At 29.8% G+C, this 15,641-nt stretch carries 20 protein-coding genes; 5 read left to right on the top strand and 15 right to left on the bottom strand.

Features of this window, described 5'->3' with window-relative positions:
• Positions 1-100 precede the first annotated feature (100 nt).
• The 3 genes from BET03_RS13130 to BET03_RS13735 form a co-directional block, all read right to left on the bottom strand.
• Positions 101-1,519: a YfcC family protein gene (locus BET03_RS13130; protein ID WP_120170752.1), complete on the bottom strand. Its 1,419-nt coding sequence runs from the start codon at positions 1,517-1,519 to the stop codon at positions 101-103.
• 574 nt (positions 1,520-2,093) lie between these two features.
• Positions 2,094-2,450, bottom strand: a complete 357-nt coding sequence (locus tag BET03_RS13125; RefSeq protein ID WP_243096951.1) for a DUF192 domain-containing protein — start codon at positions 2,448-2,450, stop codon at positions 2,094-2,096.
• 25 nt (positions 2,451-2,475) lie between these two features.
• Entirely contained in the window at positions 2,476-2,886 is a 411-nt protein-coding gene (locus BET03_RS13735; RefSeq protein ID WP_183108862.1) for a type II secretion system F family protein, read from the bottom strand.
• Between the two features lie 52 nt (positions 2,887-2,938).
• Between BET03_RS13735 and BET03_RS13730 the strand changes: the two genes are divergently transcribed.
• The gene (locus tag BET03_RS13730) at positions 2,939-3,118 is read left to right on the top strand and encodes a hypothetical protein (RefSeq protein ID WP_183108861.1); all 180 of its coding nucleotides are present in this window, start codon (positions 2,939-2,941) and stop codon (positions 3,116-3,118) included.
• 48 nt (positions 3,119-3,166) lie between these two features.
• Here the strand turns inward: BET03_RS13730 and BET03_RS13115 are convergent, their stop codons facing one another.
• From BET03_RS13115 to BET03_RS13075, 9 genes are all read right to left on the bottom strand, one after another.
• On the bottom strand, positions 3,167-3,400 hold the full coding sequence (locus BET03_RS13115; RefSeq protein ID WP_120170750.1) for a hypothetical protein: 234 nt from the start codon (positions 3,398-3,400) through the stop codon (positions 3,167-3,169).
• An 11-nt stretch (positions 3,401-3,411) separates the two neighbouring features.
• Positions 3,412-4,074: a type II secretion system F family protein gene (locus tag BET03_RS13110; protein ID WP_120170749.1), complete on the bottom strand. Its 663-nt coding sequence runs from the start codon at positions 4,072-4,074 to the stop codon at positions 3,412-3,414.
• Complete coding sequence (locus tag BET03_RS13105; protein WP_120170748.1) at positions 4,074-4,385, bottom strand: hypothetical protein; 312 nt, start codon at positions 4,383-4,385, stop codon at positions 4,074-4,076. Before BET03_RS13105 ends, BET03_RS13110 begins: the two co-directional genes overlap by 1 nt.
• A gap of 18 nt (positions 4,386-4,403) precedes the next feature.
• Positions 4,404-5,738 (bottom strand): TadA family conjugal transfer-associated ATPase, encoded by a 1,335-nt coding sequence (locus BET03_RS13100; protein ID WP_120170747.1) that lies wholly within the window; start codon positions 5,736-5,738, stop codon positions 4,404-4,406.
• Positions 5,739-5,753: 15 nt separating this feature from the next.
• Positions 5,754-6,917 (bottom strand): CpaE/TadZ family protein, encoded by a 1,164-nt coding sequence (locus BET03_RS13095; RefSeq protein WP_120170746.1) that lies wholly within the window; start codon positions 6,915-6,917, stop codon positions 5,754-5,756.
• A gap of 14 nt (positions 6,918-6,931) precedes the next feature.
• Entirely contained in the window at positions 6,932-7,687 is a 756-nt protein-coding gene (cpaB, locus tag BET03_RS13090) for a Flp pilus assembly protein CpaB (RefSeq protein ID WP_120170745.1), read from the bottom strand.
• Between the two features lie 25 nt (positions 7,688-7,712).
• Positions 7,713-8,612: a TadE/TadG family type IV pilus assembly protein gene (locus BET03_RS13085; RefSeq protein WP_243096950.1), complete on the bottom strand. Its 900-nt coding sequence runs from the start codon at positions 8,610-8,612 to the stop codon at positions 7,713-7,715.
• 13 nt (positions 8,613-8,625) lie between these two features.
• Entirely contained in the window at positions 8,626-9,024 is a 399-nt protein-coding gene (locus tag BET03_RS13080; protein WP_120170744.1) for a TadE/TadG family type IV pilus assembly protein, read from the bottom strand.
• 128 nt (positions 9,025-9,152) lie between these two features.
• On the bottom strand, positions 9,153-9,356 hold the full coding sequence (locus tag BET03_RS13075) for a Flp family type IVb pilin (RefSeq protein ID WP_120170743.1): 204 nt from the start codon (positions 9,354-9,356) through the stop codon (positions 9,153-9,155).
• 334 nt (positions 9,357-9,690) lie between these two features.
• On the opposite strand from BET03_RS13075, the gene BET03_RS13070 reads away from it, so the two are divergent.
• The gene (locus tag BET03_RS13070) at positions 9,691-9,939 is read left to right on the top strand and encodes a TIGR03905 family TSCPD domain-containing protein (protein ID WP_120170742.1); all 249 of its coding nucleotides are present in this window, start codon (positions 9,691-9,693) and stop codon (positions 9,937-9,939) included.
• A 29-nt stretch (positions 9,940-9,968) separates the two neighbouring features.
• Here the strand turns inward: BET03_RS13070 and BET03_RS13065 are convergent, their stop codons facing one another.
• Complete coding sequence (locus BET03_RS13065; RefSeq protein ID WP_120170741.1) at positions 9,969-10,853, bottom strand: GGDEF domain-containing protein; 885 nt, start codon at positions 10,851-10,853, stop codon at positions 9,969-9,971.
• A 416-nt stretch (positions 10,854-11,269) separates the two neighbouring features.
• On the opposite strand from BET03_RS13065, the gene BET03_RS13060 reads away from it, so the two are divergent.
• Both BET03_RS13060 and BET03_RS13055 read left to right on the top strand, forming a co-directional pair.
• Positions 11,270-11,848: a zinc dependent phospholipase C family protein gene (locus BET03_RS13060; protein WP_120170740.1), complete on the top strand. Its 579-nt coding sequence runs from the start codon at positions 11,270-11,272 to the stop codon at positions 11,846-11,848.
• Between the two features lie 124 nt (positions 11,849-11,972).
• Positions 11,973-13,325 carry a D-serine ammonia-lyase gene (locus BET03_RS13055; RefSeq protein ID WP_120170739.1) on the top strand — a complete coding sequence of 451 codons (1,353 nt, stop codon included), beginning with the start codon at positions 11,973-11,975 and terminating at the stop codon, positions 13,323-13,325.
• Between the two features lie 110 nt (positions 13,326-13,435).
• Here BET03_RS13055 and BET03_RS13050 read toward each other — a convergent pair whose 3' ends face one another.
• Positions 13,436-14,107, bottom strand: coding sequence for a class I SAM-dependent methyltransferase (locus BET03_RS13050; protein WP_120170738.1), 672 nt, complete (start codon positions 14,105-14,107; stop codon positions 13,436-13,438).
• A 245-nt stretch (positions 14,108-14,352) separates the two neighbouring features.
• Between BET03_RS13050 and BET03_RS13045 the strand changes: the two genes are divergently transcribed.
• Positions 14,353-14,727 carry a hypothetical protein gene (locus BET03_RS13045; RefSeq protein ID WP_120170737.1) on the top strand — a complete coding sequence of 125 codons (375 nt, stop codon included), beginning with the start codon at positions 14,353-14,355 and terminating at the stop codon, positions 14,725-14,727.
• Positions 14,728-14,918: 191 nt separating this feature from the next.
• Here the strand turns inward: BET03_RS13045 and treR are convergent, their stop codons facing one another.
• On the bottom strand, positions 14,919-15,641 hold the full coding sequence (treR, locus tag BET03_RS13040) for a trehalose operon repressor (protein WP_120170736.1): 723 nt from the start codon (positions 15,639-15,641) through the stop codon (positions 14,919-14,921).

The raw sequence follows: 15,641 nt of genomic DNA, 5'->3' as shown, positions 1-15,641 counted from the left end.
AATTTAGTGAGAATTCATTCTCCTTAATTTTCCTTATATTACATTATTAGTATTTTCATTTTAAATTATATATTATTGATAAAATTTTGTCAATATTTTTTTACCCAACTAAAACCCCAAAACTTAATGCAGCAATAATAATTATCATTAATATAACTAATAGCTTCCAAACATGCTTTATCCATTTATTATAAGGTATCCTTGCAATAGCTAAACCACCCATAACAACAGCACTAGTTGGAGTAATTAAATTTACTATACCAGATGCTGATTGGTATGCAGTTATAACTATATGCCTTGCAACATTAGCAAAATCTCCTAATGGTGCCATAATTGGCATTGAAAGTGTTGCAAGACCTGATGTTGATGGGATCAAGAATGATAGTGGTATATAGAATAAGTATGTTAAAATTGCAAAAGGTGCTGAACCTGTTTGTGAAAGTGTTCTTTCACCTAGGTTAAGTACTGTATCTGTAATATTACCGGCATTCATCACTACCGTTATACCACGGGATACACCTATAATTAATGCAACTCCTAATAAATCACGTGCTCCATCAACAAAAGCCGATACTAATTCTTTCTCATTTAATCCTGCTATTAAACCAATTACAATTGCTGAAACTAGGAATAGAGCTGTTAATTCTCCAAACCACCACCAAAGAGTAGGTATAGCAGTAATTCCTATATCTTCAAATGGAATAACTCCAAATACCATTATTATAAATGTTAAGGCAAACAAGAACAATATAAACTTCCTTCTTCCAGTAAGCTCTGGAAATTCATCTGCTTTCCTTTGAGAAAGAAAATGCTTCTTATTATCTTCCATCATATCATAAACTAATGACTTTGTAGGGTCTTTCCTTACTCTTTCAGCATATCTCATTACAAATAGGATTGTTGCTAATTCCCCTACTATTAATATTAATAATCTTAATCCTATACCTTCACCTATTGATATTCCGGCAAATCCTGATGCTATACCTGTAGCAAATGGATTAACAGTTGAGCCTAAAACTCCAACTCCTGCACCTAAAAGTATTACTGATGCAGCAGTTATACTATCATATCCAGCTGCAATAAATACAGGTAATAATAATGGATAAAAGGCTATAGTTTCTTCCGCCATACCATATGTAGTTCCACCTAAGCCGAAGAATATCATTAATATTGGTATCATCCATTTTTCTCTACCTTTTAATCGTCTAGTTACTTCAGCAATTCCTGCATCTATTGCTCCAGTTTTCATAACTATACCTAGAAAACCACCTATAACTATAACAAATAGTGCAACATCAACGGCATCATAAAAACCTTTAACTGGAGCCATTATAATATCACCAATTCCCTGCGGATTAGGGTCAACTGGATGATAAGTTCCAGGAATAGGTTCCTTTTTAGCAGCCTCTGGGTCAACATAATCATACTGCCCAGCTGGCACAATATGTGTTAGTATTGCTACAACAATAATTATTGCAAAAAGGATAGTAAATGCACTTGGCATTTTAAATCTTTTCATTACAATATCACCCCTATTCTTTAGATTTTATAAGCTTTTAATTATTATCCAACAAATTATTAGTACAATAATATTAAGAATATATTTGGATAATACCAAAAAACTTTACTTCCAATTATTCTACAGATTCTCTTTTTATCCTCTTTTTTCATGAATTGTTAATAAATTTTAAAATTTTCCGACAATTTTTAATTGCTAAAAATTTTTTTGATTTATGTTGACTTAATATATAAAATATATTATCATTTACAAAAATCTATATAGTCTCTGGGGTGATATTATGATAAAAATTGATGAGAAACTTATACCCTTTTTAAAAAGAAAAAAACTAAATATTGTAATTAGTATAGTAACATCTTCTTGTGGCTGAGCAGGAGCTGTAAGAGACCTAAGTATTAGGTTAGTAAGAAATTTCAATCCAGAAAAGGGATATAAAAAATATCTCTATGATGGAATAAAGGTATTTGTAACTAATGGAATAAATGTAGAAGAAGAAATCTATGTCTATCAAAAATTTAAACTTCCAGTAATAGGTCCAATATTAGGAGTAAAGGGTATAAAAGTAGAACAAGCTCTATAGGTTACGAAAAACTATTTTATCTCCTATTTCAATCATAAATTCATCAACAGCTCCTTTAGGAAGTTCAATTACCATTTCTGCTTCTTTAACATATGGTGCAATTTTCCATGGCCTTAGATTTTTTATAATTTTACACACTTTTCCCTTTTTGTTTATAAAAACAGCATCAATATTAAATCTCATAAAAAAAGTGTGTATTCCCTTACAGGGTTTAATACACAAGGCCTCTCCCTTTTTTAATTCTTTTTTTCCCATTAGTCCCTTAAATCTAGTAAAAAAGTTATCTGCTAACATTCCATTTTTAACTAATACATTACTTTTAGAAATATTTCTTATTTTTATTTTCTTCACATTAACACTTCCTATTTTTATATAGTTATTTTCCAAAAATCTCAATAATTTTAATAACTGCTGGTCCTAATAAGACTACAAAAATTGCTGGGAATATAAAAAATATTAATGGAAACAGCATCTTAACTGGGGCTTTCATAGCCTTTTCTTGGGCCCTCTGCCTTCTTTTTTGTCTCATTTGAACCGACTGCACCCTTAAAACATTACTTACGCCTACTCCTAACTCATCTGCCTGAATTAATGCCCCAATCAGTGCAGTTAAATCAGAAACACCACACCTTGTACTCATATCCTTTAATGCCTCTTTTCTACTTTTACCCATCCTTATTTCGCTTAATACTCTACTAAACTCATGTGACAATATTCCTTCAATATTGTTTATTAACCTTTCTAAGGCTCCATCAAAGGAAAGACCTGCTTCAACACTTACAGTCAATAAATCAAGTACATCTGGAAGTGTATTAACTATGGTATTTTGCCTTTTTTTTGTGATTTGCTGTAATAACAAATTAGGTAAAATATTTACTAATAATATCAGTATACTTAATATTAAAGCTATTTTAGAAAAAAGGAGATTATTAATAGCTAAATATAATATTGTAATTACAGGTATTACAACACTTGTAATTATTTTTACAACGAACCAACTTTCTGCTTTTAAATTATAGGGGTTACCTGCTACTAAAAGTCTCTCTTCAATACGGCTTTTCGCTCCATTAGGAGTTATTTTTGAGGCTAAATCTAATATTTTTTTTAGTAATTGGCCTAATTACCCTCTCATGAAATGGCACTTCTAATTCATCGATTTCATCTTTAGAAGCCTTCGGTTTATTTATAATTTTGTTAAACCTTTTTTGTATTTGTAGCTGATTCTTATATATAATTCTCATTATTAAAAGTATTAAGGTAAAGACCAATATAAATATAAAAATAGTTATAAAAATAGTCATAATTTCCACTCCTATACCTCTATCTTGACTATCTTATTAATTAATAAAATCCCTATCAATTGATTAATTGCAGCAACACCTATAATAAAAAAAACAAATGGGCTTTCATAAAGTCCTTTTAAATAGTTGGGATTAATAATATATAGAACTAATCCTATAACTAAGGGAAGCAAAGAAATAATTATTCCAGATAATCTACCTTGGGCAGTAAGTGTTCGAATTTCACCCTTAAGTTTTACCCTTTCCCTTATTGTATTTGCTAAATTATCAAGTATTTCTGATAGATTACCTCCAATTTGTCGTTGAATTACAACAGCAGTTACCATAAGCTCTAAATCATCACTTTCTACCCTATTTAAAAGATTGGACAATGCTTTTTCAGTAGTAATACCAAGTCTCATCTCTTTTAGCACTTTTTGGAATTCTTTAGATATTGGTGATGGCATCTCCCTTGCTACTGAATCAACCGCTTGAAGGAAACTATGTCCAGCCTTTAGTGAATTAGAGATTAAAACTATAGCATCCCCAAGTTGTTCATTAAAAAGTTTATATCTTTTCTTCTTCTTTATTTGTAGAATTATTTTAGGAATAAACCAACCTAAAATTCCACCAAATAATGCCATAAAAGCTGACTTAGAAATATTTAGCATAAAAAGTAATATAAAAATAGACATTATACTTTGGGTAGAAAAAATTCTTCTCCTTTTAAAGGCAAACCTGCCCTTATAAGTTCCTGTTGTACCTTTTTTAAATACTCTTTTATAGGCATTAAATTACCTAATTTATTACCAAGACTATTTAATAATTTTCTCGGTTTTAGCTTTAATCTATAGTTAGTTTTTTCTTCATTTTCAGTGTTATCTACAGGATTTAAATATTTTTCTAACCTATAAATAGCCCTTGGTCTTGAAAAGATTAAAATAAATAAACTATAAATAACTAACTGTGTTGAAATAAATACTAAAATTAAATTAATAATCAACATCTACTACACCCCTGAATCTTACATAAATATGTCAGAAGGAAATGTTATTCCCTTTGCCTTTAGCTTGTCTAAAAACTTTGGCTTAATTCCAGTAAATTCAAATTTTCCTACTACTCTTCCTCCATTTCCTACTCCTTCTTGTCTAAACCTAAATATATCCTGTAAAACTATAACATCACCTTCCATACCCTGTACTTCAGTTATATGTGTTATTTTCCTACTTCCATCCCTTAGTCTTGACTGTTGCACAATTAAGTCAACTGCTGAAGCAATCTGCTCCCTTATAGCTTTTACCGGCAATTCCATACCTGCCATAAGTACCATTGTTTCAAGCCTAGATAGCATATCCCTTGGAGAATTGGCATGTCCTGTAGTTAAAGAGCCATCATGTCCAGTATTCATAGCCTGTAGCATATCTAAGGCCTCTCCTGAACGCACCTCTCCAACAACTATCCTATCTGGTCTCATCCTTAGACTGTTTTTAACTAAATCCCTTATACTTATTTCTCCCTTTCCTTCAATATTAGCAGGTCTAGTTTCTAGTCTAACAACATGTTCTTGGTGTAATTTAAGTTCTGCAGCATCCTCTATAGTAACTATCCTTTCAGTATTTGGTATAAAGGATGATAAAACATTTAAAGTAGTAGTTTTACCACTTCCTGTTCCTCCAGAAACAATAATATTAAGCCTTCCTTCAACACATGCCCTAAGGATCTCTGCCATCTGATTAGTTAAAGTACCAAAACTTACCAAATCACCAATAGTAAAGGGATCATCAGAAAACTTTCTTATAGTTATAGTAGGACCGTTAAGGGCTAATGGAGGAATAATAGCATTAACCCTTGAACCATTAGGTAATCTTGCATCAACCATTGGAGAGCTTTCATCTATTCTCCTACCTAGTGGGGCTACAATTCTTTCAATTATTTTTAATACATGTGCATTATCTTTAAATTGTACATCTGATAATATGAGCTTTCCATTTTTTTCTACATACACCTTTTTAGGTCCATTAACCATTATCTCTGTTACTTCACTATCGGATAAAAGGGGAGTTATAGGTCCAAAGCCCAATATTTCATCTAATATCTGTTCAGTTATCTTTTTCCGTTCTATTCTAGTAATATTTAAACTTTCATTAATAATGTATTGATCAATTATTTCTTTTATCTCATTTTTTAAATCTTCATTTTCTTCATCTACTTCATTTAGGTCTACTGTTAACTCTTCAACTACTTTATCTTGTATTTTATTTTTTAGCTTATAAAAGGAGTTTTCTTTTTTCTTTGAATCCTTTTTATTCTCTTTGTCTAAATCTGGTTTATCCCTTTGAAGTCTTTTCCTTAAAGACATATAGACCACCTACCATTAATATTTCCCGCTAACTATTTTCTTAGAAAGCTCTTTCATACTTCTACAAATTTTATTGCTCTTTCTGTATCTCATAAAGGGATAGCCTTTATTTATAGATGTGATGATTGTCTTTTTGTCATCTGGGATAAATGCCCTTATGTCATTTTCAAAGGCTTCTTCTAAGTCTTTATATTTTATTCCAAATTTTTGAGATGCTTTATTTACAACTAGCTTAACCTTTTCTTCTGAGTAATTTAGTGAATTCATCACCTCTAATCCTACTTTTGTATTTTTAATAGAAACTAAATCCATATTTGTTACGAAAAGGACTTTATCTGACATATCAAGGGCAGTTAATGTGACCTCATCAAAATTAGTAGGAGTATCTATAATAATATATTGATATTCTGTTTTCATAACCTCAATTATTTTTTCTATATGTGATGAATTAATATATTCTGCATATTCTGGCTTTATAGGGGCTGAAAGTATCTTAAGACCTGGTATATACTCCAACATATATTCATTGAGTATCTCTCCATTTAAATCAGATATTTCTTCAATTAAATCAACAATTGTCTTTGTAGGGGTAATATCTAAAATAATTGCTACATCTCCAAACTGAAGATCTAAATCTATAATGGCAACCTTTTCTCCTGTTTGCCTAGTAATACTTAATGCTGTATTAACAGCTATTGTAGTTTTACCTACTCCTCCCTTTGTGCTAAAAACGGAAATTATTTCAGGGTCCTTTTTGACTAATTTATTAGGATTTGAGCTATCAATATAGTTTCTTCTTTCCTGTTCTAAGTTGTAGGTATCTATTATTGTCTTTACTGTTGTATTTAAATCTAATGGTTTCACAATATATTCTTTAGCACCACATAACATAGCTTTTTTTAGATATTCTCTTTCTTTCTGGACAGATACAACTATTACAATAACATCAGGCATTTTTTTACTTATAATCTCTGTAGCTTTTAATCCATTAAGCCCTGGCATATTTATATCCATAAGAACTACATCAGGTCTTAATTTAGATGTAAGCTCTATTGCCTCTTCACCATCTGATGCCTCTCCCACTATTTCAATACGAGGTTCAAATGAAAATAAAGTTCTCATAAGCTCTCTTGTTTCCTCTACATCATCTACAATTAAAACCTTAATCTTCTGTTCCATACTTTCACTCCCATCTACTTAGGGACAGTTATTTTCCCTTTATCTGGTACAATATCTTGTCTTATAGTTCCAGGGGTATTATAGATTTTATCTTCATTAAGTGGTCTTAAAGCAAGCTTTAACCTCCCTATTTCTTCTCCTAGTACAAGCTTTTCAGCCTGTATTGGAGAAACTTCCAGTGTTACAGCATATCTATTGGGAATTTGTTTTCTCTCTTTATTATCCGCAAACTGTTTTTTATCAATAGCTAACACCTTTATGTTCTGTAAAAGTAGTTTTGTTATTGGAGGGTATACTACTTTGTTATATTTATTCTCAATCATTTTTTCATCAACTGTAACATAAACATCAACATAATCACCAGGCTTAATTAAATCTGAAACACCACTTATATTATCAGCTGCTATAGATATAGCCCTTTTTCCATTAGATATTCTAAAGGAAAGGAATTTTTCTTCATCTTTAAATAGTCTATCAGCAGGTATTACTTCACCTTTTAAAATTTTCCCTTTAGCGTACTTGCCTATAATTTTACTTCTATCTTGGATTCCTTTAATAACATTAGTTCCTTTTATTACTTTAACTTCTTCTATCATTTCTGATGTTATCTTTTCCCTAGGTAAAATATCCTTTGTAGCAACAATTACCTTAATATATTCTGTTTTATTATATTTGTTTTTTATTTGGTGTAAATATCTATAGGTAAAATAACTAGTTATTAATGCAAATAATAATGCTATAATAAACAACTTTTTGTTAAGATTTTGCATTCTAGACTCCTCCTGAAACTCTACTTTACTCTATAAGTTTAACTCCCTTTAATCCAAAATCACTTTGAGTTTCACTAATATCTCCATTTACTGCAAACTCAATAAATCTACCTATAATTTCAGCCTTACCATTGTTCTCAACTGCACCCTCTACAAAAAATTCAGCAAAACCAACTACCTTAACCTCTTTTCTACCATCAACAGCTAAAGTATCTACTACAGGTATTGTCCATAATCTTAAAGAATCTCTAGAAAAATTATCAAAAGTACTATAATCAACCTGTAATATGAAATCAATTCCTTCTAATGTGGGTCCTGACATATTACCTGTTTCAGTATCAATTAAATCTCCTACTTTAAGTTTCCCTTTATATCCGTATTTAACATTATTTCTAAATATATTTGAACCTGTACCTCCAAGGGCCACAGCTCCATAGTTGCCATTGTACCCATCTCCAGCCCCTTCCTTTAATACAACCTGCTGACCATATTCAAAATCCTGCTGTTCTACCACAAAGGGCCTTATGCCATCATATACAGCTGTTACAGGAGCTACTATTGCAGTAGAGCTTGCACTAACCTGAGACTGATTTATACCTAGGATTTTCGCAAACATAAAATTCACATCATCTACTGCATAAGCCTTTAATAAAGTATTATCATTTTGAATATATACTTCAATATTTTCTGGGGAAACACCATTCTTTTGTGCATATTCTTTAACTACTTCAATAGCCTTATCTGAATTAGAGGGAAGTTCTTGAATACCTGCAAGAACACTAGCATCTAAAGCATTGGATAAATTGACCTTCTTTATAAGAAGCAAGCCAACATCTGTAACTAAAGCTGTAAATCCTAAGATTGCAGTCATAGCTAAAATGGTAATTATATATGTTGAACCCCTTTCATTCCTTATTATCTTCACTGTTTTCCACCTCTTACTCTACCCTCATTACAGTTTCAGCCTCAAGATGTAATGGGTCTGGAATTATACTTTCAATAATAGGTACTATAATATCGATATTATAACTTACTTTAACAGTAACATCCGTTCCTCTTTTTCGACTACTGCTTTCAGGAGATATGTTTACGTATAGCTTTGAAGTATCTAATGGAATAGAAGAATCATTTACTTTTTCAATTATTTCTGCATCTTCATAACCTACAGAAGCTACTCTAGCCCCTTCCCTTGAGGCATGTTCTATTACTAAATAGGTATTCATTATCCTTCCAAATTCAAATATTCCCATGAGTATTAAAAGGAAAAGAGGAAGTAAAATTGCTAATTCAACAATAGACTGACCTTTGTCATTTTTTAATAATTTTGTTAATCTCATATTATTACTCCTCAACTAATAATTTAGAAAAAAAGACCTTACTTAAGTCAGTAAGGCCACAACTTTTATATAATCTATTAAAAATAATAAAAGGGGATATGGTGAGATAAGGATATTAAGCTTTCAATTTAACTTCCACTAGTAGTTCCGCTAGAACCTCCTAGTGCATTTGTAATTCTAGTAAAAACATCTCCAATTCCACCTTGAAGAGCTGTAAGTCCACCAATTAGTAGTATAGCTATTAATGCAATTATAAGTGCATATTCTACCATTCCCTGTCCTCTTTCATCCCTTACCATTAACTTTAAATAATTAATCATATTCATAATCATAGGATTAACCTCCCCTCTTTCCTTTACTTGTAGTTTCATTGTATCTTACATATTTAAATATAGCTATCAGTCAATAGTAGGTATAGCTTCAAAAAACAGTCTCAATTTATGTAAACCCTAGCATTAGTCATACTAGTTCATATGTCTTATATTGTGTGACTTTGTACTTATCACATTTTAGGTACATGTAATTTTTACCAATACCCCTATGTTATTCTATCTTCTTTAGATGTATTATGTAAACAGTCCTATTTGTCCAAAAAAAATTATTGACAATATCTAAATATATAGATTAATATAATACAGGAAAATGACTACTAGAAAGGGGCATAATATGGAAACTTACATACCTGAAGGAGTTTGTGCAAAGAAAATTACTTATAAGATCAAGGACGGGATAGTAGAAAATGTTACTTTTCATTCAGGATGTCCAGGAAGTCTTCAAGGGGTTAGTAAATTAGTTGAAGGTAAACCAGTACAAGAGGTAGCTAAAACTTTAAAGGGTATTCGTTGTGGTTTTAAAAGTACTTCATGTCCTGATCAATTATCTAAGGTATTAGAAAAATACATAAAAAGCAAATAAAAGTGGCTAAAGCCACTTTTATTTGCTTTTTAAAATATAACTATATTTTTCCCTTTTTCCTTAGCTTTATATAGTTTTTTATCAGCTATTTCTATAATTGACTTCATAGTTGTTTTTTCTCCATATGATGTACAAGCACCAAAACTTGCTGTTATTCTTAAAGTAATATTATTAAACTTAAACATGCTGTTTTCTATAGACTCTCGTATTCTTTCAGCAATCTTCTTGGCATTTTTTCTATCTGTATTAGGTAAACAAACTAAAAATTCTTCCCCTCCATATCTTGCAGCCCAATCAGATTCCTTTCTTATAGAGTTTTTTAATTCCTGTGCAACCTCTTTTAATATGAAATCCCCTGCTAAATGTCCATGGGTATCATTAATATCCTTAAAGTTATCTATATCAATAAGTATAACTGATATTGGTTTCCCACTCTCTAAACTGTTACTAATTTCAATAGGAAGCCTTTCTCCAATATATCTTTTATTAAATAAACCTGTTAGATAATCTTTAATTGCAACTTTATTAATACCATCAATAATATTATAAAGATTTACATCTTCTTGATTTTCTCCATTACTTATAATCATACTTCTAGTAATATCCTTAATAAACTCTACAACTACTTTATCGTCATTATATCTTACTGGAACAGCTGTAATCATATAAACATTTTTGTCCTTGTACTCTAGCTTTATAATAGTCTCATCTTGACTATAGGCCCTCATTGAAATACAATTACTACAACTTTTATTACGTTTCCAAAACTCATAACAATATCCGTTTATTTCTTTACCCACACTATCTTCCCAATATATTATCTTGTTGTTAGTAGGATTAACAATTCTAACTGTATCATATAGCTTTTCTAAAATACTTAAGTCTTTACATAAAACCTTTAAGTCAATATCCATGGATTTTACACCTCAATCTATCATATCACCATAATTTTAGTCATTTGCTTATTTCTTTTATATCACAAAAGAGTTTAAATAACAATAGAATTTATGTTATTACCTATAAATACAAAACCCCGATGGTTAATCCATCGGAGTAAAAAATATACATTATTTACTTCTACCTTAACTGGCCTTTTAAAAATTCCCTCCTTTGTAATTTCATATGATATAATAATTATGTATGGATTATACAAGCAAGAATTGTTTTAATTTTCTAACTAGTTTTTGTAGGTCATTACTAGAAGTTTAATATTTTCTTTAAGAAAAGGAAATAATTTATTAAAAATACTGAATTAACTAAAAATTAATACAACAAAAGTCAATAATAGTATAAAATGATATTAAGGTAAAATTTCAGAGGAGCTGAGCTAATGCTGATAAATACTCACAAATTGATATCTTCTTTTATTTATGATTTTATTAGAGTGGAAACAAATATAGAAATTGATAAAAATTATTTTAAGTATGGAAATATGAAACCAGATTTTACTTATGGACTCTTTAATAGATCCCACACTCTAAAAGATTCATTTGGTTTTGTTATTGAAAAAGCAAACAACCTTATATCAAGTAAAGATATAACAACAAAACAGTTTTCTAGTGAATTGGGAGTTATATGCCATTTTACTTCAGATTTCTTTTGTACTCCACATTATTATAAAGACGGAGAATATAGTAAGCTTTTAGACCATATTAACTATGAGTACAATCTTCATAATAAGTTAAAAGAAGTAGATAAAAAATTCTTCCTTGATTTTTATAAAAAAAGAATAAACAATATAAAAACAAATAGTATAGGTGAGATTATACTTTTATTAAATGAAAATTACTCTAGAATAAGACCAAATATGGACAATGATATATACTTTGCTATTATGGCTTCTTCATTAGTAAGTAAACTAGTAGTAGAAAATGCTTATTTGTTTACAGACAAAAAAATTGCAGCATAAAAAATATAACCAGAGGAAATTTCCTCTGGTTATATTTTTTTATTAATCCCCACATTGGACTTTACACTATATTTAATTTACAATTAAGTTAAATACTTTATTTTACAATAATAGGGGGAGTATGATGGAAGATAAATTTATTCAAGGTAAGTCTCTAATTGAATGGAAAAGGGATTATCCTTTATTAAATGAAATAATTTCAACCAATGAAGTCTTTTGGTTTAATCCTAAAAACCAAAGGTATAATAAAGCAGTTAGAAATATTTCTATATCTGAAGATAATGTAAAGGATGCTGAAGAAAGACTAATTCGCTTTGCTCCTTATATTGCAAAGGCCTTTCCTGAAACAAGTAAAAGTAAAGGTATTATAGAATCACCTATAGTTGAAATTCCTAAAATGAAAGGGAAAGTAAAAAAAATTTTTAATAGAAACATTAAAGGAAAACTCCTTATTAAATGTGATAATGACCTTCCAATAGCTGGCTCTATAAAGGCAAGGGGAGGTATTTACGAGGTTTTAAAACATGCAGAAGATTTAGCAATAAAAAATGGAATGCTCTCTTTAGAAGATGATTATTCAATCATAGATAGTGAAAAGTTTAGAAACTTTTTTTCGAAATATTCCATAGCTGTTGGTTCTACCGGTAACCTTGGTCTTAGTATAGGAATAATAAGTGCTAAATTAGGATTTAATGTAACTGTACATATGTCTGCAGATGCTAAAGAATGGAAGAAAAATTTACTTAAGAGTAAGGGAGTAAATGTTGTAGAACATAACTCTGACTATACTAAGGCAGTAGAAGAAGGTAGAAAAGAAGCAGCTTCTGATCCTAATAGCTATTTTGTTGATGATGAAAATTCATTAAACCTTTTTCTAGGATATGCAGTTGCAGCATATAGACTAAAAGAACAATTAGATAAAATGGACATTATAGTAGATGATGAACACCCATTATTTGTCTACCTTCCATGTGGAGTTGGTGGTGGGCCAGGTGGTGTAACCTTTGGATTAAAGTTAGTATATGGAGATAATGTACATTGTTTTTTTGCAGAACCAACACACTCTCCATGTATGTTAATTGGCATGATGACAGGACTACATGATAAAGTATCTGTTGGAGATTTTGGAATAGATAATATAACAGAGGCTGATGGATTAGCTGTAGGTAGACCTTCAGGATTTGTTGGAAAGACTCTAGAAAATCTATTAAGTGGAATATATACTGTTGAAGATAATGAATTATATAGACTTTTAAGTCTTTTAATAGATACAGAGGATATTTCTCTAGAACCTTCTGCATTAGCTGGTGCCTATGGTCCTATTAAATTGTTTGATGAAGGATATAGATATATTGAAAATAATAATTTAAAGGATAAAATGGAAAATGCAACTCATATTATATGGTCTACTGGTGGAAGTCTAGTTCCTAAAGATATTATGAAAGAATACTATAAAAAAGGACTTTCACTATTATAAGATTATAGAATAAACATAATAAGCCAAACCCTTAAACTAAGGGTTTGGCTTACAAACCATATCTATAAGTCACACCCTAAGTCACTTAACCCATCAATAATTTGTCTATTTTATTTAATAGCAACAAATATTCTGTTTTCATTAGCTCTGTGGATAACTTCTACTTCTTTAAATCCTGCTTCTTTTAATAGCCTTACTTGTTTTTCCTCAGTCATTGGTATGTCAATATGATAAATTTTCTTTTTATCAAGTAATTTAATTTTCTCCTTATATCTTAATAAAAATTGTTTCTCCTCTTCCTTAGAAGTAACATAATCTCCCTCTATATATTTCCCCTTATCCTTTAAAGCACTATTTATTTTTTTATATAAATCTAACTTTTCTCCTTCTAGCCAATGGTGCATAGTCATAACAGAAACAATATAGTCGTATTTCTTTTTGTTAAAGGGATATGTGGTATAAGAATCTTTAATTAAAGTTATTTGATTCATAAATTTACTGTACTTATTTTCTAGTATTTTAAGCATTTTTTCTGATAAATCTATTCCTGTAATTAAGGAATTTGGTGCTCTTTTTAAGATTCCAGCTAATTCTAAACCTGTCCCACATCCTAAATCTAAAATCTCTATTACTTCTTCAGTTGACTCTATAGGTTGTGAAACCTTATCATATAATTCTTCAAATGACTCTACATTATTTTTCATATGTTCATCATATCCTGAGGCTCTAGTTTCAAAAAAACTTTCCATTTCTTCAGGTTTACTGTCAGGACTATTACTCATATATTTCCCTCCCTTTTATATATTGATGATTCATTCTAAATCTAAATTATCTTTAACTTCATAATATGTTTATTTTTTAGTTCTACTACTTTGTATTTTGGTATTTTTTAATTATATGATAATTCTGTATCTATTTAATAAATTAAAAATTCCATATAATAATAGTTCTATATTTTTCTATGATACCTTTTTATTTCCAGAAAATTATTGGAGGTAATAAAAATGGAAATAATACAATAAAAACATTGGAATATAACAAAATTAAAAATAAACTAAAGGAATTTACAGTAAGTGATTTGGACAAAAAGCTAGTTGACAAATTAGAACCATCAGGGGATTTTATTGTTGTTAAAAGAAAGCTTAAGGAAACTAATGAGGCTAAGGCTGTTATAAATAAAGCATCTCATATTCCTTTACAAGGGATACACGATATTGAGGAATATGTTCAAAAAATAGAAAAAGGGGCTATACTCCGACCTGAAAAGTTAATAAAAATATCGGATTTTCTAAGGGGTTGTAGGAAAATAAAGAGATTTATGAAAAAACAAACAGAAGTAGCACCTGTATTAAGTAGTTATAGTGAATCCATTACTGAAATGAAAGATACGTTATATCAATAAAGACAACATATAAGAATTTAGTACCAGGTAATATTGTAGATAAATCCTCATCAGGTTCAACAGTATTTATAGAACCAAAGGGAGTAGCAAAAATTACAAATAAATTTAAAAATTTAAAGGTTGATGTGAGCCATGCCTCCGTCCCCTGACTCACGTCCCCTGACTCATTTAATACAAAAAAGCTGATGGTTTTATTCCATCAGCTTTTTTCTTCTTGCAAAATCTACAAATTTAAACTTGTCTGGTCTATGTCTAGATTCATTATATTGAAATAGGTTTGCATCATCTAAGTAGATATGACTCTTTACAACTACAACCATATTATATCCTTGTAAATCTAAATATTTTTTATCTTCCTTTGTAGCATTTTCAACCGTTATCTCTTTTTTACTAAAGCTAATGCAAAGACCTAATTTATTTTCAATATATTCATATATTGAATCTTTACAGATATCCTCAGTTAACGATGGTACAAAGCTTTTATTGAAGAAGTCTTTATCTAAAATAATTTTTTTACCATCAATTTCCCTTATTCTTACAACCTTCCATATATCATCATTCTCTTTTATTTTTAACTGATTCATCAAATACTTATCTGGTTTAATTATTTGTAACTCCTCTAGAATAGTATTAGCTTTCATACCCATTTTTTCTGATAATTCCTTAAAACTCACAAGACCAGACACTGGGAAATCAAACCTATTAATGTCTATTACATAGGAACCCTTACCCCTTATTTTCTGAATATATCCATACTGTTCTAGTAGATTTAATGCCTTTCTTATTGTATCTCTAGATACACTGTACTTTTTAACCAACTCATTCTCTGAAGGAAGCTTTGTATTAGGCTTAATTTCACCCTTTTCTATATTACCTGCAATTTCATTATAAATATTTAAGTATTTTGTATTCAT

Source organism: Thermohalobacter berrensis (assembly GCF_003609645.1).
Classification (GTDB): Bacteria; Bacillota; Clostridia; order Tissierellales; family Thermohalobacteraceae; genus Thermohalobacter; species Thermohalobacter berrensis.
The sequence above is the reverse complement of the archived record's forward strand: the minus strand, read 5'-3'. Positions and strand labels throughout refer to the sequence as shown.